This is a genomic window from Pseudomonas sp. JR33AA (assembly GCF_021378985.1).
Classification (GTDB): Bacteria; Pseudomonadota; Gammaproteobacteria; order Pseudomonadales; family Pseudomonadaceae; genus Aquipseudomonas; species Aquipseudomonas alloputida.
In genome coordinates, this window is record NZ_JAJSAW010000006.1 from 199,417 (window position 1) to 221,121 (window position 21,705).

17 protein-coding genes are annotated in these 21,705 nt (G+C 62.1%); 5 read left to right on the forward strand and 12 right to left on the reverse strand.

Annotated features, from left to right (window positions below):
- Positions 1-94: 94 nt before the first annotated feature.
- Entirely contained in the window at positions 95-1,471 is a 1,377-nt protein-coding gene (locus LVS58_RS12495; protein WP_233691342.1) for an oligosaccharide flippase family protein, read from the reverse strand.
- 95 nt (positions 1,472-1,566) lie between these two features.
- Here LVS58_RS12495 and LVS58_RS12500 point away from each other — a divergent pair, with 95 nt between their 5' ends.
- The 3 genes from LVS58_RS12500 (at position 1,567) to galE (ending at position 6,769) form a co-directional block, all read left to right on the forward strand.
- On the forward strand, positions 1,567-3,105 hold the full coding sequence (locus tag LVS58_RS12500) for an O-antigen ligase family protein (RefSeq protein ID WP_233691343.1): 1,539 nt from the start codon (positions 1,567-1,569) through the stop codon (positions 3,103-3,105).
- A complete protein-coding gene (locus LVS58_RS12505; RefSeq protein ID WP_233691344.1) occupies positions 3,098-5,698 on the forward strand; it encodes a cellulase family glycosylhydrolase in 2,601 nt (866 codons plus the stop codon). Before LVS58_RS12500 ends, LVS58_RS12505 begins: the two co-directional genes overlap by 8 nt.
- Before the next feature lie 105 nt (positions 5,699-5,803).
- Positions 5,804-6,769 (forward strand): UDP-glucose 4-epimerase GalE, encoded by a 966-nt coding sequence (gene galE, locus LVS58_RS12510; protein WP_233691345.1) that lies wholly within the window; start codon positions 5,804-5,806, stop codon positions 6,767-6,769.
- A 62-nt stretch (positions 6,770-6,831) separates the two neighbouring features.
- Here the strand turns inward: galE and LVS58_RS12515 are convergent, their stop codons facing one another.
- The 9 genes from LVS58_RS12515 to LVS58_RS12555 form a co-directional block, all read right to left on the reverse strand.
- Positions 6,832-7,638 carry a CpsD/CapB family tyrosine-protein kinase gene (locus LVS58_RS12515; protein WP_233691346.1) on the reverse strand — a complete coding sequence of 269 codons (807 nt, stop codon included), beginning with the start codon at positions 7,636-7,638 and terminating at the stop codon, positions 6,832-6,834.
- Positions 7,639-7,649: 11 nt separating this feature from the next.
- Complete coding sequence (locus LVS58_RS12520) at positions 7,650-9,212, reverse strand: GumC family protein (RefSeq protein ID WP_233691347.1); 1,563 nt, start codon at positions 9,210-9,212, stop codon at positions 7,650-7,652.
- Between the two features lie 19 nt (positions 9,213-9,231).
- On the reverse strand, positions 9,232-10,347 hold the full coding sequence (locus tag LVS58_RS12525) for a hypothetical protein (RefSeq protein ID WP_019438668.1): 1,116 nt from the start codon (positions 10,345-10,347) through the stop codon (positions 9,232-9,234).
- A gap of 24 nt (positions 10,348-10,371) precedes the next feature.
- Positions 10,372-10,929, reverse strand: coding sequence for a polysaccharide biosynthesis/export family protein (locus tag LVS58_RS12530; RefSeq protein WP_233691348.1), 558 nt, complete (start codon positions 10,927-10,929; stop codon positions 10,372-10,374).
- Between the two features lie 264 nt (positions 10,930-11,193).
- On the reverse strand, positions 11,194-11,370 hold the full coding sequence (gene eppA, locus LVS58_RS12535; RefSeq protein WP_004374238.1) for an EPS-associated small membrane protein EppA: 177 nt from the start codon (positions 11,368-11,370) through the stop codon (positions 11,194-11,196).
- A gap of 251 nt (positions 11,371-11,621) precedes the next feature.
- Positions 11,622-12,164: a helix-turn-helix domain-containing protein gene (locus LVS58_RS12540; RefSeq protein WP_233691349.1), complete on the reverse strand. Its 543-nt coding sequence runs from the start codon at positions 12,162-12,164 to the stop codon at positions 11,622-11,624.
- Between the two features lie 76 nt (positions 12,165-12,240).
- Positions 12,241-13,659 (reverse strand): short-chain fatty acid transporter, encoded by a 1,419-nt coding sequence (locus LVS58_RS12545; RefSeq protein WP_233691350.1) that lies wholly within the window; start codon positions 13,657-13,659, stop codon positions 12,241-12,243.
- Between the two features lie 153 nt (positions 13,660-13,812).
- On the reverse strand, positions 13,813-14,469 hold the full coding sequence (locus LVS58_RS12550) for a CoA transferase subunit B (RefSeq protein WP_004576290.1): 657 nt from the start codon (positions 14,467-14,469) through the stop codon (positions 13,813-13,815).
- Positions 14,470-14,504: 35 nt separating this feature from the next.
- Entirely contained in the window at positions 14,505-15,203 is a 699-nt protein-coding gene (locus tag LVS58_RS12555; protein ID WP_004374230.1) for a CoA transferase subunit A, read from the reverse strand.
- A gap of 140 nt (positions 15,204-15,343) precedes the next feature.
- Between LVS58_RS12555 and LVS58_RS12560 the strand changes: the two genes are divergently transcribed.
- Positions 15,344-16,249: a LysR family transcriptional regulator gene (locus tag LVS58_RS12560; protein ID WP_233691351.1), complete on the forward strand. Its 906-nt coding sequence runs from the start codon at positions 15,344-15,346 to the stop codon at positions 16,247-16,249.
- On the forward strand, positions 16,237-17,058 hold the full coding sequence (locus LVS58_RS12565) for an aldo/keto reductase (protein WP_233691352.1): 822 nt from the start codon (positions 16,237-16,239) through the stop codon (positions 17,056-17,058). Before LVS58_RS12560 ends, LVS58_RS12565 begins: the two co-directional genes overlap by 13 nt.
- A gap of 146 nt (positions 17,059-17,204) precedes the next feature.
- Here LVS58_RS12565 and LVS58_RS12570 read toward each other — a convergent pair whose 3' ends face one another.
- Together LVS58_RS12570 and LVS58_RS12575 are read right to left on the reverse strand one after the other, a co-directional pair.
- The gene (locus LVS58_RS12570) at positions 17,205-20,285 is read right to left on the reverse strand and encodes an error-prone DNA polymerase (protein ID WP_233691353.1); all 3,081 of its coding nucleotides are present in this window, start codon (positions 20,283-20,285) and stop codon (positions 17,205-17,207) included.
- On the reverse strand, positions 20,282-21,700 hold the full coding sequence (locus LVS58_RS12575) for a Y-family DNA polymerase (RefSeq protein ID WP_233691354.1): 1,419 nt from the start codon (positions 21,698-21,700) through the stop codon (positions 20,282-20,284). The genes LVS58_RS12570 and LVS58_RS12575 overlap by 4 nt, the downstream gene beginning before the upstream one ends.
- Positions 21,701-21,705: the final 5 nt, after the last annotated feature.

Sequence of the window (21,705 nt, forward strand, 5' to 3'; positions counted from 1 at the left end):
AAAACCTCTACGACCCAACTGCGCAGTACAAAAAGTGAGCTTCCCCATGATCCCGTGACCTGTAGCCATAAAAGTTACCCCCCGGCAAACTGCGCTACAGCCAGTTGAAAAAGGCCGTCAACAGTGCCCCGCACAGCGCCCCGACCAGCAGCATCGGCAGTACCACCAGCTCACGTTTGAGGCTGAAGATATCCAGTTTGCAGTTCACATACACAACTAGCACCAACGTTGGCACAGCATGCAGGGCAACCCCCCAGATCGCCCACTCCACGCCGCCAATCGCCAGTAACAGCGGCAACAGCCCCCATAACGAGACCAGGCGGATGATGTTGTCCATGGCCTGGTACTTGGTCAGGCCCAAGGCAATCCACACCTGATGAGCCAAGGTATAGCGCAATACGATGAACGATAGCGAGAGAATCGCCAGCATCGGCCCTGCTTCGCGGTAGCGATCGTCATACATCCAGCCGATCAGCAGCGGGCTGGCGGTCAGGAACCCGCCGCAAATGAACAGTACCAGCAGGTCGACCAGCAGCCGAAAGCGGAAATACAGCGCTTTCAGGCGCGGCTTGTCGTCGGCCCTGGCCGCCTCGCTGAAAGCAGGCAGCGCCACCGCGCCGACAATTTTCATCAGCGCAGTCTGCACCGCCCCCAGGATCAGCACGGCGATCGAATACACACCCAGTTGCGCCGCTGACATGCTGGCGCCAAACCATATGCGGTCACCGTACATCGCCAGCACGCCGACCATCGACGACAACAGGATCCAGCGGCCAAACACGATCAGCTCGGCCAGCGCCGAACGGTCCCAGCGCAGGTGGTTGTTGGGCCCCTCCAGGGCGGTATGGCCCAGCACGGTCCAGGCGACCGCCGAAACCAGGCCTGATAACACCAGCGCCCAGATCGAATGGGTCAGCAAGCCCAGCACCAGCATCACCACCAGGCCAGCCACCTGCGAGGCAAGGTCGACCAGTACCACGCGCTTTTGTTGGAAAGTTCGTACCGCCACATCTATCTTGGTGGACTGGAAACCCCAGATAACCGCTGACAGGCCGGTGACCGCCAGTACCATCGGCAGTACGGGCGCGGCATAGGTAGAGTCTACCGGCCACAGCTCAGCCAATTGCGCCAACCAAGCGCCCAGGGCCAGTAGCAGGGTAAGGGCAAACAGCAGGAAACCGCGGATGATCTGCACGGTCCAGGCGGTATTGAGAAAGTCCGGGTCGTCTCCACGGTGGCTCTGGATGATGTTCTGGCGCAGGCCGACATCGGAAAGCAAATGGAGCAGTATCGAAACAGTGGTGGCAATGACCATCACCCCGAACATTTCCGGCAGCAGCAAGCGGGCCATGATCAGATTGCCGCCCAGGCGCATCACCTGTGAAGCCACCTGCGAGACCAGGTTCCACGACCCGGCCCTCAGGGCCCGCTTGCGCAGGCTCGCGGCGGCTGACACATCAATCGACGGCATGACTTCAATCTCTGACTGATTGGCTAAAAGTCACTATAGTTTCAATTAGCCACGATGCTAGCCGTTGCCCACCAAGGGAAAGGTGTACATAGCCGATGCCTGAACATTTTCGTGCGTTGATCGTCATCCTGTTTTTGGCGAGCGTGGTCTTCCTGATGGCGCGGCGGCCTGCGACCGACCTTATTCCGCCCAGCGACTACAAGCGCCGGCGCAATCTGTGGTTCCTGCTGACCCTGCTGGCTTTTTTCTCGCACAGCTTCTGGCTGTACCTGGGCGTGGGTGCGGTGGTGCTGTTGCTGGCCGGGCGCCGCGAGCACAACCCCATGGCGCTGTTCTACATGCTGCTGTTCCTGATCCCGCCAGCGTCGGTGCAGGTGCCCGGGTTTGGCGTGGTCAATTATCTGGTCGATCTGAACCATATTCGCCTGCTGAGCGTGTGTGTGCTGCTGCCGGCCGCGCTGCACCTGCGCCGCCAAGGTGACACCCTGCGCTTTGGCCGCACCTGGGCCGATAAGTTGCTGGCGGCCGGCCTGCTGCTGCTGAGCGTGCTCTATTTGCGCGAAACCACCCCGACCGACACGCTGCGCCAGGCGCTGTACCTGTATGTCGACGTACTCCTGCCGTATTACGTGGCCAGCCGTGGCCTGCGACAAATCAGCGACTTCAAGGACACCCTGCTGGCCTTCGTACTCGTCTCTTTCGTCATGGCGCTGATCGCGGTGGCCGAGTATGTGCGCCACTGGTTACTGTACAGCGCCCTGGTCGACGCCATGGGCGTGCCATGGAGCATGTCCGGCTACCTGAGCCGCGGCGGTGCGCTGCGGGCGAGCGTCACCACCGGCCAGGCGATTGTACTGGGGTACGTGATGAGCGTGGCCATCGGCCTGTTCCTGTTCGTGCAAGGCTATGTGCAACGCCCGTTGCACAGGGCCATGGGCGCGCTGCTGCTGGCCGCCGGGCTGTTCGCACCATTGTCACGCGGCCCGTGGATCGGCGCCGTGGTCATCGTGGTGGTGTTCATTGCCCTGGGCAAAGGCGCCGTCAAGCGCCTGGCGCTGCTGGGTGCGGCCGGCATACTGGCATTGCCTTTGCTGACCGTCGTGCCTGGCGGCGAAAAGGTGCTGGACCTGCTGCCGTTCATCGGTAACCTCGAAAAAGAGAACATCACCTACCGCGAGCGGCTGATGGATAACTCGTGGATCGTCATCCAGCGCAACCCGTTGTTCGGCTCCTTCGATTTTCGCAACACACCCGAAATGCAGGCGATGATCCAGGGCGAAGGCATCATCGATATCGTCAACACCTACATCAACCTGGCGCTGCGGGCCGGCCTGGTCGGGCTTGGCCTGTTCGTGGCGTTCTTTGCCGTGCTGCTGCGGGGTATCCGCAAGGCCATGCTCAGTTTTGCCGACAAGGATGACGAGCGACGACAGCTCGGCCGGGCGTTGCTGGCAACGCTGATCGGCATTCTGGTCATCATCTTCACCGTCAGCAGCATCACCTTCATCCCGGTGGTGTACTGGTCTATCGCAGGGCTGGGCGTGGCTTACATCCAGATGGTTCGCCGCCTGCACAACAGCCCGGCCGTGGAGCTGGCAGAACCCGACTACAACCCAGGTAATGTTCATGAATAGGCTGTCCCTGCGTCATTACGTGCGCCTTTCGGCCATTGCCGGCCTGGCCTTGCTGCCGCTGGCCAGCTGGGCTTCAGACTGGCAGGTCAGTGTCGATGAGCAAAATGGCTTGCCTACCGTGACACACGGCGGTGGCCCGGTCATGAAGGCCAAGTTCGATTTCTGGGCCGCCAACTGGAGCTGGACCGGTTTCTATACCGACTTCAAGGTCAATGGCCCCTACCATTACACGCTGCAGGGCAAGAACAAGGAACTGGACTTCGACCTGCAGGCTGACATTCGCAAGGAACAGGCGCAAACCCTGAGCTGGGCCTTCGACCTCGACGCCCACAGCCGCCAGAGCGGCGTCATGGGTGGCGGCATGGTGTTTCAGTTCGACCCCGCTCAAATCGCCGGCGACATGGGCCCCCCGCAGTTGCTGCCCGACAACCGCGGCTGGACATGGGGCAAGGCCGACCAGGGGCGACGCATCGAAATGCGCTTCGACCCGCCACTGGCCAAGGTCTATTTTGAGCGCGGCAACCCGTCCGAGCTGCGCGCATTCCTCTACAAGGACCCGATCAGCGCCGGCCGCCAGCAGCTCAAGGCTGTGCTCAACGTGACCGGCGACATCGAACTCGGCCCGACGCCCAGCGAGCGCTTCGGCCTGGCAGACCCCGCCAACTGGCCTGATGACCAGCTGGACTGGCGCACCTCGCCGGTGGACCTGTCGTTCCTCAACGCAGCGGAAAAGCCCGCCGGCAAGCGTGGCTTCGTCAAGGCGGTCGGCGACCAGTTGATGTTCGCCGACAACACCCCGGTACGCTTCTGGGGCACCAACCTGTCGGCCTATTCGCTGTTCAAAAGCCCCGACGACGAAATACGCCAACAGGCCAAACGCCTTTCGGCACTTGGTTTCAACCTGGTGCGCCTGCATCACCACGACTCGCCCTGGGTCAGCCCCAACGTCTTTGGCGACGGCGCCCTGGTGCGTGATACCCAGCAGCTCAGCGCCGAATCGCTGCGCAAGCTTGACCTGTGGATCAAGTCACTCAAGGACGAAGGCATCTACATCTGGCTGGACATGCATGTGCAGCGTGCGTTTACCGCCAACGACAACATCGAAGACTTCAAGGAGCTGCCCGAGAAGGACGGTCGCGTCGACCTGAAGGGTTACGCCTACGTGAACGACAGTATTCGGCAAGCGATGAAACGCTTCGCCGAGCAGTACCTGACCCATGTGAACGAATACACAGGCCTGGCCTACAAGGACGACCCGGCCATCGCCGCCGTGCTGATCACCAACGAGAATGACCTGACCCAGCATTACGGCAACGCCCTGATGCCGAACAAGGACGTACCGCGCCACAGCGAGCGCTACATGACCGCAGCCAAGGCCTTTGCCAAACAGTTTGACCTGCCCGCCGACCTGACCTGGCGTGCCTGGGAGCATGGGCCGTCGAAGCTGTTGCTCAACGAACTGGAGCAGCGCTTCAATGCCGACATGATCGCCCACCTGCGCGGCGTGGGTGTGAAAGTGCCCATTGCTACCACCAGTACCTGGGGCGGTAATGGGCTTAGCGCGCTGCCAGCATTGAGCGTTGGCGATGTCATCGACGCCCACAGCTACGGCGACGCAGGCCAGCTGGAGAAGAACCCGCTGACCAGCGACGGCATGATCGACTGGATTGCTGCCGCCCAGGTCGTCGGCAAACCGCTGACTGTCACCGAGTGGAACGCCGAGCCCTTCCCGCTGGCGGACCGCCACTCGCTGCCGATTTACATCGCCGGCACCGCCAGCCACCAAGGCTGGGATGCCATGATGCAATACGCCTACAGCCAACAAGCGTTCAACCCGGGATGGCGCACGGCGGACAACTGGCACGCGTACAACGACCCGGCGATGATTGCCACCCTGCCCGCCGCTGCCCTGCTCTATCGCCGTGGGGACGTAAAAGCAGCCACCACGCGCTACGTGTTCGCACCGACACCTGCCACCCTGTACAACCAGGAAATCACCCCGCGTAACTCACCGCTGCTGCGCACGGCCATGGAAAAGGGCCAGTTGCAGATCGCCCTCCCACACACACCGGAACTGCCGTGGCTAAAACCCGCTTCCATCCCGGCAGACGCGCAGGTGCTTCACGACCCGGGGCAATCGCTGCTGGCCGCCGATGCCACCGAGTCGGTGACCGACACAGGCGAGCTCAGGCGCAACTGGCAACAAGGCCTCTACACCATCGACACACCATTGACCCAGGCCGCCAGCGGCTGGCTGGGCGACCGCTCGATCAAGCTGGGTGCCATTCAGATACAAGCCAAAACGCCTTACGCCAGCGTGGTGGTCCAGAGCCTGGACGGCAAGCCACTGGGCCAGTCACGCGAGCTTCTGCTGTCGCTGGGCACCCGTGCCATGCCCAAGGCCGATGACAAGACGCCGTTCAATGTAGAGCCCCTTGAAGGCAGCCTGGACATCAAGGCGCCCGCCGGCCTGAAACTGTTCGCCCGCGATGCACGGATGCAGCTCAAACCGCTGCCGGTGGCCTACAAGGATGGGCAATACACCATTACCTTCGACGGTACCTACATGTCCAACTGGCTATTCTTGAAATAGAGCATATGGCCATCTACGCTCAGGTCACCTGTAGCTGATCATCCCACCTGCACGTTTCAGGGAGTGTTCACTGCGTCTGTAAACAGCAGATTCCAGGAGGTGGGGATGAAGTATCTGGTTGTGGGTGGTGCGGGCTACATTGGCTCGCACATGGTCAAGCACCTGCTCGCCGCTGGCCATGAAGTACTGGTTGCGGACCTGGTTTCACCCGGCCCCGGTATCCAGTGGGCCAAGCTCGACATCGCCGACGAAGCCGCACTGGACGTGCTGTTTGGCGTGTGTCGCTTCGATGCGGTGTTTCATTTCGCCTCGTTCATTCAAGTGGGCGAGTCGGTCAGTGCGCCCGGCAAGTACTACCAGAACAACGTCGCAGCCACCCTTTCGCTGCTGCAGGCCATGGTCAATGCCGGCATCAGGCATCTGGTGTTTTCTTCGAGTGCCGCCGTATACGGCAACCCGCAATACGTGCCGATCGATGAAGCGCACATCAAGGGGCCGATCAACCCGTACGGGTTGAGCAAATGGATGGTCGAGCAGATTCTTGAGGACTTCGACCGGGCCTATGGCTTGAAGTCGGTAAGCCTGCGCTATTTCAATGCAGCAGGCGCTGACCCGCAAGGCCAGCTAGGCGAGCGTCACGACCCGGAAACCCATCTGATCCCGTTGATCCTGCAGGCGGCCTCTGGCCGGCGTGAGGCGGTGACAGTGTTTGGTCGCGACTACGACACACCGGATGGCACCTGCATACGCGACTACGTGCATGTGGCAGACCTGGCGGCGGCCCATGCACTGGCAGTGGATTATCTACTGGGCGGTGGCGAGCGTGCCGCGTTCAACCTGGGCAATGGCCTTGGCTTTTCGGTGCAGCAGGTGATCGATACGGCCCGGGCAGTGACCGGGCGGCAGATCAATGTCCTTGACGCCCCGCGCCGCGCCGGCGACCCGCCAAGGCTGGTGGCGGATGCGAGCAAAGCCATGCAGGTGCTGGGCTGGCGCCCGGCATTCGCCTCGCTGGAGCAGATTGTGCGGCATGCGTGGCAGTGGGAGTTGCAGTATCCCTGGGAGCGCTGAGTTGCCCTTGCGCCCTGTAGCCGCAGCAAAAGGCTGCGCCTACAGGGCAATGGCCAGAAGGCTCAGTAATAGGTGCGCGGCTGTTCGTCAGCCTTGTTCAACACTGTCCCGATCAGGTTCACCGTGGCCAGGTGATGCAGGCAATCCTCGATTTCCTTCTTGTTGTTCATGCCGTTGGCCACCACCAGCAACACGCAGTCGAACTTGGGTATCACGGTGATCGCATCGTCCGAGCTGAGCAGCGGCGGCAAATCGAAAATGCAAATGCGCGATTCGTAGCGGTTGCGCAACTCGCCAATCAGGTTGTTCACCTTGGGCGAAGACAGCATCTCGGTCGACATGGGCACGGGTACCCGCGTTGGCAGCACCACGAAGCGCGGCAAGGTGGGGTTGACCAGGCAGTCCTGCAACTCGGCCTTGTCCGTCAGAAACTCGTTCAGTGCCTGCTCCATGGGCAGGCCCAGGTAACTGCCGACCTTGGGCCGACGCAGGTCGAAGTCCACCAGTAACGCAGTCTTGGTGGTGTGGTGGGCAATACTCATGGCCAGGTTGATCGCCAGCATTGTCTTGCCCGCTTCCGGCGTTGGCGAGGTGATGGCCAAGGTACGCCAACCGTTCTCGTCCATGGCCCTGAGCACCTGCGTGCGCAACAGGTCGATCGGCCCGTTCATGTTGGAGTTTTTGTTGTACGCCACGATGCGGTTACGCTCCAGGTGGTCTGCACGCAGCGGTACCACCTTGGTGTTCACGTAATCGAACTGACCCGGCACTTCGGCCAGCGCCGTACCGGGGGCCGGAGACAGTGCCTGGGGAGTACCCGGGGTAACCTGATGAATATTGTTGCCAACAGACGGCTTGATCCTGTCCATCACTGCTTTCCCTATACAAACCGAGACATGACTTTGTACAACAGCACATCCAGTGGCATGTAGAACACGTGCACCAGCCCTATCATGATAGCTGCCAACGCCAGTGCCGCCAGGATCAGGCGATTGCGCCAGCGTTTGCGTCGGGCCACGTCGGCCCGGGTATCGATGTACGGCAGTGCCACCAGCACCCGTTTGCCCAGCAGGTTTTCCAGGGCACCAGCGCCGCGCACGCGCTGATTGAGCATTTCCAGCAGCATCACCAGCGCACCGCCACCGGCCGGTGCCAGCACCAGGCCCAGCGCAGCGATTTTCTTGCGGTTAGGCTTGATTGGCTTCTCAGGCAACAGGGGAGGCTCCAGCAGCACAAAGCGTTCAGCCTTGTTTTCCTGCTCGAGGCTTTCGGTAATCTTTGCGCCCATTTCCTTGGCACGAATCTCTTCGTATTTCTTGCGCGCGTTGTCATGGTCACGCATCAAGGTCACCAGGCCACGCTCGACCTGCGGCGCTTCGAGGATCTCGGCTTCGTAGCCTTCCATTTTCCGGGTCAGCTCACGCTTTTGCTCTGCCAGCGAGGCAATGCGCACTTGCGCGGCGCTCATCTTGGCGCGGACACGGGCCGCGTCGAGGCTGACCGTGGACGCTGCCGCAGTGCGCCCCCCGCTGGCTTCAAGCGCCTGGATCTTGCGCTTGACTGCCACTACATCCGGGTGGGCGTCCTTGTAGCGGGTCAGCAACTGCGCATATTCGGCTTTCAGGCTTGGCAGGTCTTCGGGCTGGTCGGCACGTGTTGCCCGGGTGCCCTCGGCAACCTGGGTGGCAAGGCCGGCATTGGCCGCAGACAGCTCCAGTTCCAGGTAGCGCAGCTCTTCCTGGGCAGCCTTGTAGTCACGGTCGACCTCGCGGAACTCCAGCTCCGCCCGCGACAGCATGTTCATGCGCAAGGTCTGGTGCTCGGGCAAGGCATTGGCGTGAGCCTGCTTGAAATCGGCCAGCTGGTTTTCCAGGCTGGCCAACTCGGCGCCCAGCTTGTTGGCTTCCTGGGTGAGGAATTCGGTGGTTTCGTTGGCGCGCTCGGTGCGCTGCTTGAGGTTTTCGTTGAGGAACAGCGTCACCAGTTCGTCGGCGACTTCCTTGGCCACTTGCGCCTGCTTGTGCTCGAACGACACATTGAACGCCACGGTCGCTTCACCACGGCCACGCACGTAGGTGGTAAGGGTTTCGACCACGATCGCGTTGCGCATCTGGTCGATCTTGTCGCTTTCGCTGAAGCGCTTGTCGGCGAACAGGTCGTACTTGCCAATGATGCGCAACAGGTTATCGCGGGTCATCACCCGTTGGCGGATCACCTCGATGCGCTCATCGGCAAAACTGGTGTTGTTGGTCGACACCAGCTCCGGTGAAATCTGCTGCGACTCCACCAGAATGGTGCCCGTCGACTGGTAGATCGGCGGCACCATCAACGCAACAGCCACGGTCGCGGCGAGAATGACTGCGGCACTCACCCCTAACACCAGGGCCCTGTCCTTGATAATGGCGATGTAATCTCTGAGGGAGAGCTCGTAGTCAGACTTCATAGGGCCACCTGCCTGAAGTTCAGATGTCGGGGTACCTGTACGTCAACGTCAAACCAACGATCGTAGCGGTCGCATCCGGTACATGGTCCTGCTGCCGTTCCTTGTACATCAGCGACAGGCGCAGGTCCCAGTAAGGCGAGAACTGGCGGCTGGCCCATACGCTGTAAGTCTGCAACGTGTTGGGCGACTGTCCTTTGCTGTCTTGCCACGCGGCATCGGCGCCAACCCGGGACAACTCGGTCAGCGCATAGCTCCATACACCACGCACCTGGTCCAGTTCGGCGAAGCCGCCTTCAGCGCTTGCCACCGTGCTACGCTCGGCAGTCAGGCTGGCATCGGCACGCGGGCCGGTGTACAGCAACGCAACCCCACCCTCCCCGCGCCGGCCGCCGTCGTCACCCGACACCTGATTGACGCCAACATGGGCATCGGCGCTCAAGCCTTCGGCAAGCTGGTACTTGATACCGACTGCCGGGCTGTAGCTGTTGGAAGCCGTCGCGGTAAGGTCCTCTTCGGGCTCATAGCGCCGGGCACCAAAACGGGTATACAGGTCAGCCCGCTCGCTCCAGGCGTAAGTCCAGGTAAAGACGTTCGCCAGTTCGTCGTAGCCCGTCAGCGTGCTGATGTCGTAACGGGCACGGCTGTAAGTGGTTTCGTTGCTCAAGGTGCTGCGCTCGGTCACCGCCTGGCTCCAGTTGCCAGTCAAGGTGTAAAGCTTCTGCGTACCGTCGGTGGTAATCACCCCGGTATCGAGTACTGTCCCCGACAACGTCGAGCTTTCGTTGTAACGCCCCACCAACCCGAACCGCCCCCGCTCGGTGGTGCGCTGCCAACCCAGGCTGATATCAGGGTCTTCACGGTCATCGACGATATCCGTATCGGACGAGCGCAGCACATGCATGCCAAGCCCCAACCTCAATTCGTCGCGGTCGAAAGTGCCGATCAGGGTGTAATCCGGCGCGATGATCGTGCGCGTTATCCCCTTTTCCCCCGAGGTAAGCAGCAATGGGTTGCTGTCGTATTCGACGGAAGTCGGTACCACCACCGTAGACTGCCAATTTGCCGCCAGTACCGCGTCCGTGAACGGCAAGACCAAGATTGCCGTTGCAATGCGAGTTGTTCTAAGAAGAGGCATTAAATGTTCTTATTAAAGGCAAGATCAAGGAACGACCAGCGTATCGCCAGCCTGAAGTTGGATGTTGGTGGACATGTCCCGCCCAGACACCAGGTCCTTATATCGCACGGGCAGGATCTTTTGGGAAGCACCGGTGCCGCGGACCACCTTGATTTCGCCTACATCAGCAAACTTGTCCAGGCCACCCGACATGCTCAGCGCCTGCAATACCGCAGTGGGGCCCGCCATTTGCACAGGCCCGGGCTTGATCACTTTGCCTTGGACATAGACCATGTTGCCGGCAATGCTTTTGACGACAACGCTGACGTTAGGGTCGGGGAGGAATTTTTCGAGTTTGGCAGCGACCTGCTTTTCGACTGCCGTCACATCCAGCCCGGCAACATTGATGCGCCCGGCCAGGGGGAAGGTGATACTGCCATCGGGAAGTACGGTGGCTTCTTGACGCAGGCTGTCTTCCTGCCACACCGAAACCATCACCACATCGCCAGGGCTGAGCAGGTAGGCGGCACTGTTCTGGTCGGCGTTACCGGCGCCAGACCACACCGTCAGCATGCAGAAAGCGGCAAACATTGAACGCACCATGAGGGTCCCTCCGGCCAAATGGCCCGACAAAGAGCACTGAATGAGAACAACACACCAACTCTCGCTCCGCTTCACGGCGCACAGCTGCCGCGATGGCCTCGACCTTCCTGTAGGCCCTTGCCTTGACGCTGTAGACGTGGCTGCAACGCTTTGTAAACGTTCGCCCTACGGGCTACTGGGAATATAGCAACGGTTGGAGAATTCACAAGCCATGCTTGTGGCCTCGCAGCGATGGGCAGTCATTTTACGTACACGGTATCCGGTTCAGATCTTTCTGCGGTTGGCAACGGCAACAAAACCGACCACAGCAAAGGCAAAGAACCAGCCTGCAGTTGAAACAGGAATGATACTGTTCTGATTTATATACGAATCCGCTGCGCGGGCAGCACCACTTAGCATCACCAGCAAGAACATCGATTTGATTATCAGAGTCGTGCGCATACTCCCCTCCTAAAAACAGGAAAATCAATTAGTTATTGGTGCGGTGCTGCGGGAGTTGTTTCGGTGTTGATTTGAGCTTATGGGCACAATGACACTACGTCAATGATCCGACACCATAATAAAATTCAATGGGCGATAGGCGCATTCGTCAAAAAAACGGCATGCAGATTATGCAAGGGAGGGCTGTTGCGATGAATCGGACGTTTCACAACTGAGAACGCGTGAGGGACATATCTGCCCCCCCTGCGGAGTCATTCGTCTGCGTGATGAACCACAACCAGTAACTGCGCCGGTGTCACACCTACCGAGCGCAGCCGGTGCGGCGTCTGGGCGTTGAAATGCAGGGCGTCGCCCTGCTCCAGCAACACCCGTTCACTCATGAAATCCACTTCCACCTGGCCTGCGTGTACAAACAGGAACTCTTCGCCCTGGTGTTCCTTGAACGTGGGGTCGCTGAACTCGGCCGGCGGCTGAATCAGAAACGGCAGCAGGCTGCGCTGGCCAACCTGACTGGTGAGGGCCGCGTACCCCGGCCCTTGCCCATCGCCTACCAGGGCCTGGCGCTCGGTACGGCGCACCAGGCTGTAGCGGCTCTGCCCGGTCTGTTCTTCGGCGAACAGCTCTTCGACATTGACGTTCAGCGCCCTCGCCAGCTTCAGCGCCGCAGCGATCGAGGGCGTGTTGAGGCCGCGCTCGACCTTGGACAGGTAGCTTTTGGTCATGCCAGTCTTTTCGGCCAGCATTTCCAGGGTCATCCCCAGTTTCTTACGCAGCAGTTTCAATCGGATAGACATGTGACGCGGGTTTCCCAGGCTGAGGCAGCCATGATACGCGTCTGAAAGCTGACGCCAAGCCTCCAGGGGCGTTGAATCAAGGCATCACGGGCGGCACGTACTGCAGCGTTGAACCCAGCGCCCACAGCAACACCAGCACCAACGGCACATGCACCAGCAATTGCACGAACGAGAAACCGATCAGGTCGCGCGCCTTGAGCCCCAGCACGCCCAGCAGCGGCAGCATGTAGAACGGGTTGATCAGGTTCGGCAAGGCTTCGGCCGCGTTGTAGATCTGCACGGCCCACCCCAGGTGGTACTGCAGGTCGTTGGCCACCAGCATCACGTAAGGGGCCTCGATGATCCACTTGCCGCCGCCTGAAGGGATGAAGAAGCCCAGCACCGCCGAATACACCCCCATCAGCACGGCATACGTGTCATGGGTCGCAATCTGGGTGAAAAACAGTGAAATATGGTGGGCCAGCGTCTGTTCATCGACGCCCTTCACCTGGGTGAGAATAGCGGCGATCGAACCATACAGCGGGAACTGGATCAGCACACCCGTGGTGGTCGGCACCGCACGCGCCACCGCGTCAAGAAAGCTGCGCGGGCGCCAGTGCAGCAAAGCCCCGAGCATGATGAACAACAGGTTGTAGGTGTTGAGCCCCGAGATGGCGGTAATTGCAGGTTTTGTCGCAAACTCCTGGTACAGCCAGCCAGCAGCCAAGGCCACCAACAGCAGGATCAGGATCGGGCTGTGTTCCAGCCACTCCCCCGGGCGCGTGCGTTGCGGCGCGGGCGGCGCTGTGAAGCTGGGGTCGACACCGCAGTCTTCGGCGCTACGTGCGCTGTTCGGCCCTGGAGCGGTGGCATAGGCGATCACCAGCGAGACCACCACCAGTGCCGCCAACATCACGCCGGACTGCCAGAGAAAGATGGTTTCGGTAAACGGGATCACCCCGGTTATCGACAGGATTGAAGGTGGCAGGCTGGCCGGGTTGGCCTGTAGCTGCGCCGCCGAGGAGGACAGGCCCAGCGCCCACACCGCACCCAGGCCCAGGTAAGCGGCGGCACCTGCGGCGCGGTAGTCCATCTTCAGGTCGGTGCGCCTCGCCAGGGCGCGTACCAACAAGCCTCCAAACACCAGCGACAGCCCCCAGTTGAGCAAGGATGCCAGCATCGAGATCAGTGCTACCCAGCACACTGCCGAACGCCCATTGCCAGGGATGCGCGCCAGGCGATCGATCAGCCTGGCGGCGGGCGGCGAGCTGGCCACCACATAACCGCCGATGACCACAAAGGCCATCTGCATGGTGAACGGTATCAGGCTCCAGAAACCGTCGCCAAAAGCCTTGGCGGTGTCGGTCGGTTTGGCGCCCATGGCCAGTGCGCCGATACACACCAGCAGCACCGCCAGCGCGGCGAACACCCAGGAGTCGGGGAACCAGCGTTCAGCCCAGTTGGAGCAGCGCAAGGCAAAGCGCGCGGAGCGGCTGTCTTGGATTTCAGCGGCCACAGTGGCATTCCTTTTATTGGTTTTATGAGGTGAAGCGGTATTGCCAGGCAACGCGAAAAACCTGTGGGAACGGGTTTAGCCGCGAATGCGGCGGTCAATGTACCGACGCATTCGCGGCTAAACCCGCTCCTACAGGTGAGATCACGTCATGCCTTAGAAGGTCATTTCCTTGACGTCATCCGGCACGATCAGTTTGCCGGCGGTTTTCTCGATGATTTCCTCGACACTGACTCCTGGCGCGGTCTCGCGCAGGATGAAGGCGCCGTCTTCGATTTCCAGGTAGGCCAGGTCGGTCAGCACCTTGCGGATGCAGCCCGCACCGGTCAGCGGCAGGCTGCACTGTGGCAGCAACTTGGACTCGCCGTCCTTGGAGGCGTGGGTCATGGTGACGATGATGTTGTCGGCGCCGGCCACCAGGTCCATGGCCCCGCCCATGCCCTTGACCAGTTTGCCCGGAATCATCCACGAGGCGATATTGCCCTGCACGTCCACCTCGAAAGCCCCCAGTACGGTCAGGTCGACGTGGCCACCACGGATCATGGCGAACGATTGTGCCGAATCGAAAATCGAGGCACCGCGGCGGGCGGTGACCGTTTGCTTGCCGGCATTGATCATGTCGGCATCGAGGGTGCTTTCGGTCGGGAATTCGCCCATGCCGAGCAGGCCGTTTTCCGATTGCAGCATCACATCCATGTCGGCGGGTACATAGTTGGCCACCAAGGTGGGGATGCCGATGCCCAGGTTGACGTAGTAACCGTCCTTCAGTTCACGGGCAACGCGTTGCGCCATCTGTTCGCGGGTCAGTGCCATGGTCAGGATCTCTTTATTGTTCGGGTGGATGGCGCTCAGGCCTTGACGGTGCGCTTTTCGATACGCTTTTCGAAGGTGCCGACGATGACACGGTCCACGTAGATGCCCGGGGTGTGGATTTCGCTGGGCAGCAGCACGCCGGGTTCGACGATTTCTTCCACTTCGACCACGGTGATCTTGCCGGCGGTAGCCGCCAGCGGGTTGAAGTTTTGCGCAGTGTTGCGGTACACCACGTTGCCGTAGTGGTCGGCCTTCCAGCCCTTTACGATGGCGAAGTCACCGGTGATGGATTCTTCCAGGATGTACTTGCGGCCCTTGAACTCGCGGACTTCCTTGCCGTCGGCAACCGGGGTGCCATAGCCGGTGGCGGTATAGAACGCCGGAATGCCGGCACCACCTGCGCGCATTTTTTCGGCGAGGGTGCCCTGCGGGGTCAGCTCCACTTCCAGCTCGCCACTGAGCAACTGGCGTTCGAACTCGGCGTTTTCGCCCACGTAGGAGGCAATCATCTTGCGAATCTGCCGGTCTTCCAGCAACACGCCCAGACCAAAACCGTCAACGCCGCAGTTGTTGGAAACCACGGTCAGGCCCTTGACGCCACGCCGCTTGATCTCGCTGATAAGGTTTTCCGGGATGCCGCACAAGCCGAAACCACCGGCCAGTACCGTCATGTTGTCGGTCAGGCCTTCGAGGGCCTGTTCATAGGTTGCAACGCGCTTGTCCAGTCCGGCCATGCTGATCCGCCTTTTGTAGTTGTTTAACCGACGAGGCTGTCGGTGAGCGTGTGCAGACATCTTCACCGCAAGCGACTGATTTGTTAATTTTGTTTTCGTCATCGATTGATAATTTTTATAAAACAAACGACAGGCCCGACATGAACGTCAAACAACTGCGCGCCTTTGTCGCCGTGGCCAAGTACCAGAGCTTCGCCCAGGCCGGTGAACACCTGCACGTTTCGCAACCAGCACTGAGCCTGACCATCAAGGCACTGGAAGAAAACCTCGGCGGCGCCCTGCTCAGCCGCACCACGCGCAGCGTCAGCCTCACTGCCGAAGGCGAAGTGCTGCTGCCACTGGCACGCCGCCTGCTGGCCGACTGGGACGACACCGAAGAGATGCTGCGCCAGCGCTTCACCCTGCAATTGGGCCGTGTATCGGTGGCGGCCATGCCGGCTTTTGCCGGCAACCTGTTGCCCCATTCGCTCAAGGTGTTTCGCCAGCGCTACCCCAAAGTCAACGTCACGGTGCACGACGTGATCAACGAACAGGTACAGGAACTGGTACGCCATCGCCGCGTCGAACTGGGCATCGGCTTCGAGCCGGATAACATCGATGGGCTGGCCTTCCACCCGTTGTACATGGACCGCTTCGTTGCGGTGGTGGCCGCCGACTCGCCCTTGGCACTGCTGCCCCAGGTCAGCTGGGCGCAGCTGATGGCCGAAGATTTCGTGGCCCTGCAACGCCCTTCGGCGGTGCGCCTGCTGATGGAGCAGCATGTGGCGGCCCGCCACGGCAAGCTGGCAGTCGCGTTCGAAAGCCACCAGCTGACGACCATCGGCCGCATGGTTGCCAGCGGCCTGGGGGTGAGTGCCGTGCCGGCGCTGTGCATCAACCAGATGCAGGAGCTGGGTGCCCGCTGCGTAACCTTGGTCGAGCCCACTGTCGAGCGGCGCATCGGCGTGATTGCCCTCAGCGAGCACAAGCTTTCCACCGCAGCGCAAGCACTGCTTGAGGTTCTTCTTTCCAATACCCGGATCCCGGAGGTGACATGCGTTACGTAAATCTGGCAGGCACGAGCGTTCCAGCGATCGGCCAAGGCACCTGGTACATGGGCGAAGACCCAGGCCGCAGGGCTGCCGAAGTCGCGGCGTTGCAACAGGGCATCGAGCTGGGCCTGAACCTGATCGACACCGCCGAGATGTATGCCGAAGGGGGGGCAGAAGCGGTCGTTGGCCAAGCCATTGCCGGGCGCCGCGACCAGGTATTTCTGGTCAGCAAGGTGTACCCGCACAACGCCGGTCTGCGCGGCATGGCGGCTGCCTGCGAACGCAGCCTCACCCGCCTGGCTACTGACTGCATCGACTTGTACCTGCTGCACTGGCGTGGTCAGCACCCGCTGGAGGAAACCGTCGAAGGTTTCGAGCGCTTGCGCGAACAAGGCAAGATCAAGCGCTGGGGCGTGTCCAACTTCGACGTCGACGACCTGCGCGAACTGCATAACCCTGATTGTGCCACCAACCAGGTGTTGTACAACCCGGCCCAGCGTGGCATCGAATTCGACTTGCTACCGTGGTGCGAAAAACGTGGCTTGCCAACCATGGCCTACTGCCCGCTGGCCCAGGCCGGGCGCTTGTTGCAGCACCCGGTACTGGCGGAAATCGCCGAGCGCCATGGCGCCACACCGGCCCAGGTCAGCCTGGCCTGGGTGACCCGCGATGACGGCGTGATCGCCATCCCCAAGGCGGTGGCGCCCGAGCACGTGCGGCTCAATGCGGCGGCGGGAGCGCTGACCTTGACCGGTGAAGACCTGCGGGCGATCGACCGGGCGTTCCCTGCACCGACGCGCAAGCAGCGGTTGGCGATGGTGTAGGCGAGCACAAGCTGGCCCAGTAGACGACCTCCGTGGGCGCGGGCATGCCCGCGAACACCGGCAAGGCCGGTGCCCTGCAACGCGGTGGCTGCTTCGCGGGCTCGCCCGCACCCACAGGGAATCGCGCAAGTACCGAGCGTTGGGGGTCAGTGGAAATCACGACTGCGCACATCCAGCCCTTGCAACAGCGGACTCACATCCTCCAACCGCCGCGCAATCAGGTGCCGCACCCCATTCTCCTGCTCCAGCCGCCCACTGACCTTGAGCAACTGCGACCCCACCAGCGCCCGCCGCTGCCGTTCGGCCAGCGCACGCCACACCACCACGTTGACCATGCCATGTTCGTCCTCCAGGGTAACGAAGGTCACACCGCTGGCGGTTTGAGGCCGTTGCCGGCCCACCACCAGCCCGGCCACGGCAATGTTGTCGCCATGCACAACCCCTTGCAGCTCACTGGAGCTGCGACACCCCAGTGCCCTCAGGCGAGAACGCAACAGGGCCAGTGGATGTGGGCCAAGCGTAGTGCCGAGGGTTTGATAATCGGCCATCAGGTCCTCGCCCACGGTTGGCACCGGCAATACCACCGTTTCTTCAGGCAAGGCTTGCACCTCGGCGAACAATGGCAGCTGCGGCTGCACCGCAGCCACCTGCCAGCGCGCCTGGTGCCGATCGCTGGCCAAGGCACGCAGCGCCCCGCCATCAGCCAGGCGGGCACGGGCCCGTGCGTCCAGGCCGGCGCGCAGGCACAGGTCTTCGACGTTGCGCCACGGCCGCTGTGCCCTGGCCTGCTGCAGGCGCCGGGCATCGGCTTCGGCCAGGCCACGTACCAGTCGCAAGCCCATGCGAATGGCCAGGGTGCCTTCAGCATCAGGCTCCAGGGTGCAGTCCCAGTCGCTGTGGCAGACATCAACCGGCCGCACTTCGATACCTTGGCGGCGAGCCTCTTGCAGCAACTGGTCAGGGCTGTAGAAGCCCATCGGCCAACTGTTGACCAACGCACAGGTGAAGATCGCCGGCTCATGGCACTTCAGCCAACTGCTGGCATAGCACAGCAAGGCGAAGCTGGCCGCATGCGACTCAGGGAAGCCATAGCTGCCAAACCCCTTGATCTGCTCGAAGATGCGCTCGGCAAATGCCAGCGCGTAGCCATTGCGCAACATACCCTGCACCAGCCGTTCGCGGTGCGGTTCCAGGCCGCCGTGACGCTTCCAGGCTGCCATGCTGCGGCGCAACTGGTCGGCCTCGCCCGGCGTATAGTCGGCCGCGACCATCGCCAGCTCCATCACCTGCTCCTGGAACAGCGGCACGCCCAAGGTACGCTCGAACACCTCCTTCAGTTGCGGCGACGGATACGTCACCGGTTCCTGCTTCAGGCGCCGGCGCAGGTACGGGTGCACCATGTCGCCCTGGATAGGCCCGGGGCGGACGATGGCCACTTCTATGACCAGGTCATAGAACGTGGTGGGCCGCAGCCTGGGCAACATGGCCATTTGCGCGCGCGACTCGATCTGGAACACACCCATGGTCTCGGCACGGCTGATCATGGCGTAGGTGGCCGGGTCTTCGCTGGGGATGGTCGCCAGGGTCAGGTGCCGGCCACGGTGGTGTTGCAGCAGGTCGAAGCAGCGGCGCAAGGCGCTGAGCATGCCCAGTGCCAGTACATCGACCTTGAGCAGGCCGACCATGTCCAGGTCGTCCTTGTCCCACTGGATCACCGTGCGCTCCGGCATCGCGGCATTCTCCACCGGCACCAGCTGGTCGAGCGGTTGCTGGGAGATGACAAAACCGCCCGGGTGTTGAGACAGGTGCCGGGGGAAGCCGATCAGTTCACCGGCCAGCACCAGCACCCGCCGCAGCGAAGGGCTGCTTGCTTCAAAACCGGCTTCGGCCAGGCGCTGGTCATCGGGTATGCGATCGCTCCAGCGGCCACAGCATTTGGCCAGGGCATCCACCTGGTCGGCGGGTAGCCCCAGCACCCGTGCCACATCACGCACCGCACCGGCGGCATGGTAGGTGTTGACGACCGCTGTGAGCGCCGCCCGGTGCCGGCCATAACGCCGGAACACATACTGGATCACCTCCTCGCGCCGCTCGTGTTCGAAGTCCACGTCGATGTCCGGCGGCTCGTTGCGCTCGCGCGACAGGAAGCGCTCGAACAGCAGGTGGTGTTCCATGGGGTCAAGCTCGGTGATGCCCAGCACGAAGCACACCACCGAGTTGGCTGCCGACCCTCGGCCCTGGCATAGAATGCGCTGGCTGCGGGCGAAGGCGACAATGTCGTGCACCGTCAGGAAGTAGCTTTCGTAGCCCAGCTCTTCGATCAGCCCCAGTTCCTTGGCAAGCACATCCCGTACCTTGCCACTTGGCCCGTCTGGCCAGCGCAGCGGCATGCCTTGCTCGCACAGTTCGCGCAGCCAGCTTGCCGGGGTATGTCCCTCGGGCACCAGTTCGCGTGGGTACTGGTAGTTCAGTTCGCTCAAGTCAAACTGGCAGCGCTGGGCAATGACCAGGGTCTCGGCCAGCAGGTCGAGCGGATACAACTCGGCCAGTTGCGCCTGGCTGCGCAGGTGCCGTTCGCCATTGGCAAACAGAAAGCGCCCGGCCTCGCTCACCTGGCAATGCTGGCCGATGGCAGTCATGCAGTCCTGCAAGGCACGACGGCCACGCACGTGCATATGCACGTCGCCACAGGCCACGCTGCGAATGCCTACATCAGCCGCCAGTGCCCGCAGCCGTTGCAGGCGCACGGCATCGTCACTGCCCCGGTGAAGGTGCACGGCCAGCCACAGGCGCTCAGCGAACAGGCTGCGCAGCCACGCGCCGGTAACGGTATCGCCACTGTCAGCGGCCACCCACAACGCCAGCAGGCCTTGATGGTGCAGCAGCAGGTCATCACGAAACAGCTGGTACTTACCCTTCTCTGCTCGCCGCCGGGCACGGGTGATCAGTGCGCACAGGTTCTGGTAACCCGTCAGGTTTTCGACCAACAGCACCAGCTTGGGCCCGTCTGACAATTGCACCTCGCTGCCGACGATCAGCCGCAACTGGTGCACCTTGGCAGCCTGCCATGCGCGCACGATACCGGCCAAGGTGCATTCGTCAGTGATTGCCAACGCCTGGTAGCCCTGTTCGCGCGCTCGCCGGAACAGCTCGTCGGCGCTCGACGCACCGCGCTGGAAGCTGAAGTTGGAAAGGCAATGCAGCTCGGCATAACCCGGGGTGTTCATGCGAACCAACCCTGCAGCCAAAGCGGGCCGGCCTGGCTCAGGTCGCGGTAGGCCCAACCGCGCAAGCCGTCACGGGTTTCGATGCGATAGTAGTCGCGACGCACATCGCCGCCATCCCACCAACCTGATTCGATGCGCTCGGCGTAGCCCTGCACCTGGTAGGTGGCGTCATCCAGCGCTATCGGAGCCGACAACAGCCACCCCGGGCGACTGCCCGGGGTAATCGGCATGTTGCCTTGGGCACCCTGCTCTGCCAACTGCCAGGCGCATTCGGGGCGGTGATCGGCGGCTGCGGCAAGCCCCTTGACGGCCTCATCCCCCAGACGGGCGCGCAGCCGCTCACGCAATTGCGCCCAGGGTTGCGCCTGTTGCGCCCGCGGGTCGAACAGCGCCTGATGCTGTGGCACGAAGGGTGGCAAGTCTTCGGCAACCAGCCGCAGGTTGCGCACCGGTGCGGGTATGCGCAGCGGCTCAAGGCGCCCACGGGCCAGCTCGAACAGCATCGCAGCATCGCGTTCGGCCGCCAGCAAACCCACCTTGAGCAGGGTATCCGGCCCCTCGGCGTGCTCCAGATGCAGGCAGAAGCGCTGCACGCCACAGTCTCGCCCGGCCAGAAATGCAGCAAGGTCGTTGAGCATGCGCCGCAGCGGGAACAACAGCGCCTGGTGCGACTCGACGTCGAAATTGAGTTCCAGCCGGGTTTCGAAACGGTCCGGTGGCTGGTAGAAGTCCAGCCCCAGGTTGCGCAGGCCGAGCAACTGGTCGAGGTGCAGCTGCACCTGGGCCGCAAAGCGCCTGGCCAAGGTATCGCGCGGCAAGGCCAATACCTGGCCCAGCTGACGCAAGCCCATGCGGACAAACGCTTCGGCCGCCTCTGCCGGCAGGCCGACGCGCGTGATGGGCATGCCAAGCAGCGCCGCTCGGGTGGCGTCGGCATCGCCCACGGCCAGGCCATCGTGAGCATTGGCGAGCATGCGAGCAGCCACCGGGTTGCTGGCCAGGACAATGCGTTGGCGCAGGCCCAATTCTGCCAGTTCCTGACGCAGACGCGCCTCGAACAAGGGCCAGGGCCCGAACAGTTGCAGGCTGGAGCCCACTTCCAGCAGCAGCGCCCGTGGGTAATGCAGGCTGACCTGGGCACTGAAGCGGTAGGCCCAGGCCGCCAGCAGCTGTTGCACCTGATCGATGCGTTTGGGGTCGGCTTCGACGCAGGTGAAGCCATCGGCCAGGGCACGCGCTGCGGTCAGGGTTTGCCCGGCCTTCAGGCCCAGTGCAGCGGCCGCCGGGTTGACTGCCTGCAACACGCGACGCTGGGTCGGCCCGCCAATCAGCACCAAGGGTGTGTCAGGGTCATCACGCTCACGCAGGACGGTGTCCAGCGCAAGCTGCGGGAGCAGGATGCAGGCCCAGAGCATGGTGC

What these genes read in the sequence shown, in the direction of transcription:
- LVS58_RS12540 (WP_233691349.1), bottom strand. Translation starts at nt 12,164, where the DNA reads ATGTCTATCCGATTGAAACTGCTGCGTAAGAAACTGGGGATGACCCTG.
- LVS58_RS12530 (WP_233691348.1), bottom strand. Translation starts at nt 10,929, where the DNA reads ATGGTGCGTTCAATGTTTGCCGCTTTCTGCATGCTGACGGTGTGGTCT.
- LVS58_RS12550 (WP_004576290.1), bottom strand. Translation starts at nt 14,469, where the DNA reads ATGGCACTGACCCGCGAACAGATGGCGCAACGCGTTGCCCGTGAACTG.
- LVS58_RS12575 (WP_233691354.1), bottom strand. Translation starts at nt 21,700, where the DNA reads ATGCTCTGGGCCTGCATCCTGCTCCCGCAGCTTGCGCTGGACACCGTC.
- LVS58_RS12555 (WP_004374230.1), bottom strand. Translation starts at nt 15,203, where the DNA reads ATGGCCGGACTGGACAAGCGCGTTGCAACCTATGAACAGGCCCTCGAA.
- LVS58_RS12525 (WP_019438668.1), bottom strand. Translation starts at nt 10,347, where the DNA reads ATGCCTCTTCTTAGAACAACTCGCATTGCAACGGCAATCTTGGTCTTG.
- galE (WP_233691345.1), top strand. Translation starts at nt 5,804, where the DNA reads ATGAAGTATCTGGTTGTGGGTGGTGCGGGCTACATTGGCTCGCACATG.
- LVS58_RS12570 (WP_233691353.1), bottom strand. Translation starts at nt 20,285, where the DNA reads ATGAACACCCCGGGTTATGCCGAGCTGCATTGCCTTTCCAACTTCAGC.
- LVS58_RS12520 (WP_233691347.1), bottom strand. Translation starts at nt 9,212, where the DNA reads ATGAAGTCTGACTACGAGCTCTCCCTCAGAGATTACATCGCCATTATC.
- LVS58_RS12505 (WP_233691344.1), top strand. Translation starts at nt 3,098, where the DNA reads ATGAATAGGCTGTCCCTGCGTCATTACGTGCGCCTTTCGGCCATTGCC.
- LVS58_RS12565 (WP_233691352.1), top strand. Translation starts at nt 16,237, where the DNA reads ATGCGTTACGTAAATCTGGCAGGCACGAGCGTTCCAGCGATCGGCCAA.
- LVS58_RS12500 (WP_233691343.1), top strand. Translation starts at nt 1,567, where the DNA reads ATGCCTGAACATTTTCGTGCGTTGATCGTCATCCTGTTTTTGGCGAGC.
- LVS58_RS12515 (WP_233691346.1), bottom strand. Translation starts at nt 7,638, where the DNA reads ATGGACAGGATCAAGCCGTCTGTTGGCAACAATATTCATCAGGTTACC.
- eppA (WP_004374238.1), bottom strand. Translation starts at nt 11,370, where the DNA reads ATGCGCACGACTCTGATAATCAAATCGATGTTCTTGCTGGTGATGCTA.
- LVS58_RS12495 (WP_233691342.1), bottom strand. Translation starts at nt 1,471, where the DNA reads ATGCCGTCGATTGATGTGTCAGCCGCCGCGAGCCTGCGCAAGCGGGCC.
- LVS58_RS12560 (WP_233691351.1), top strand. Translation starts at nt 15,344, where the DNA reads ATGAACGTCAAACAACTGCGCGCCTTTGTCGCCGTGGCCAAGTACCAG.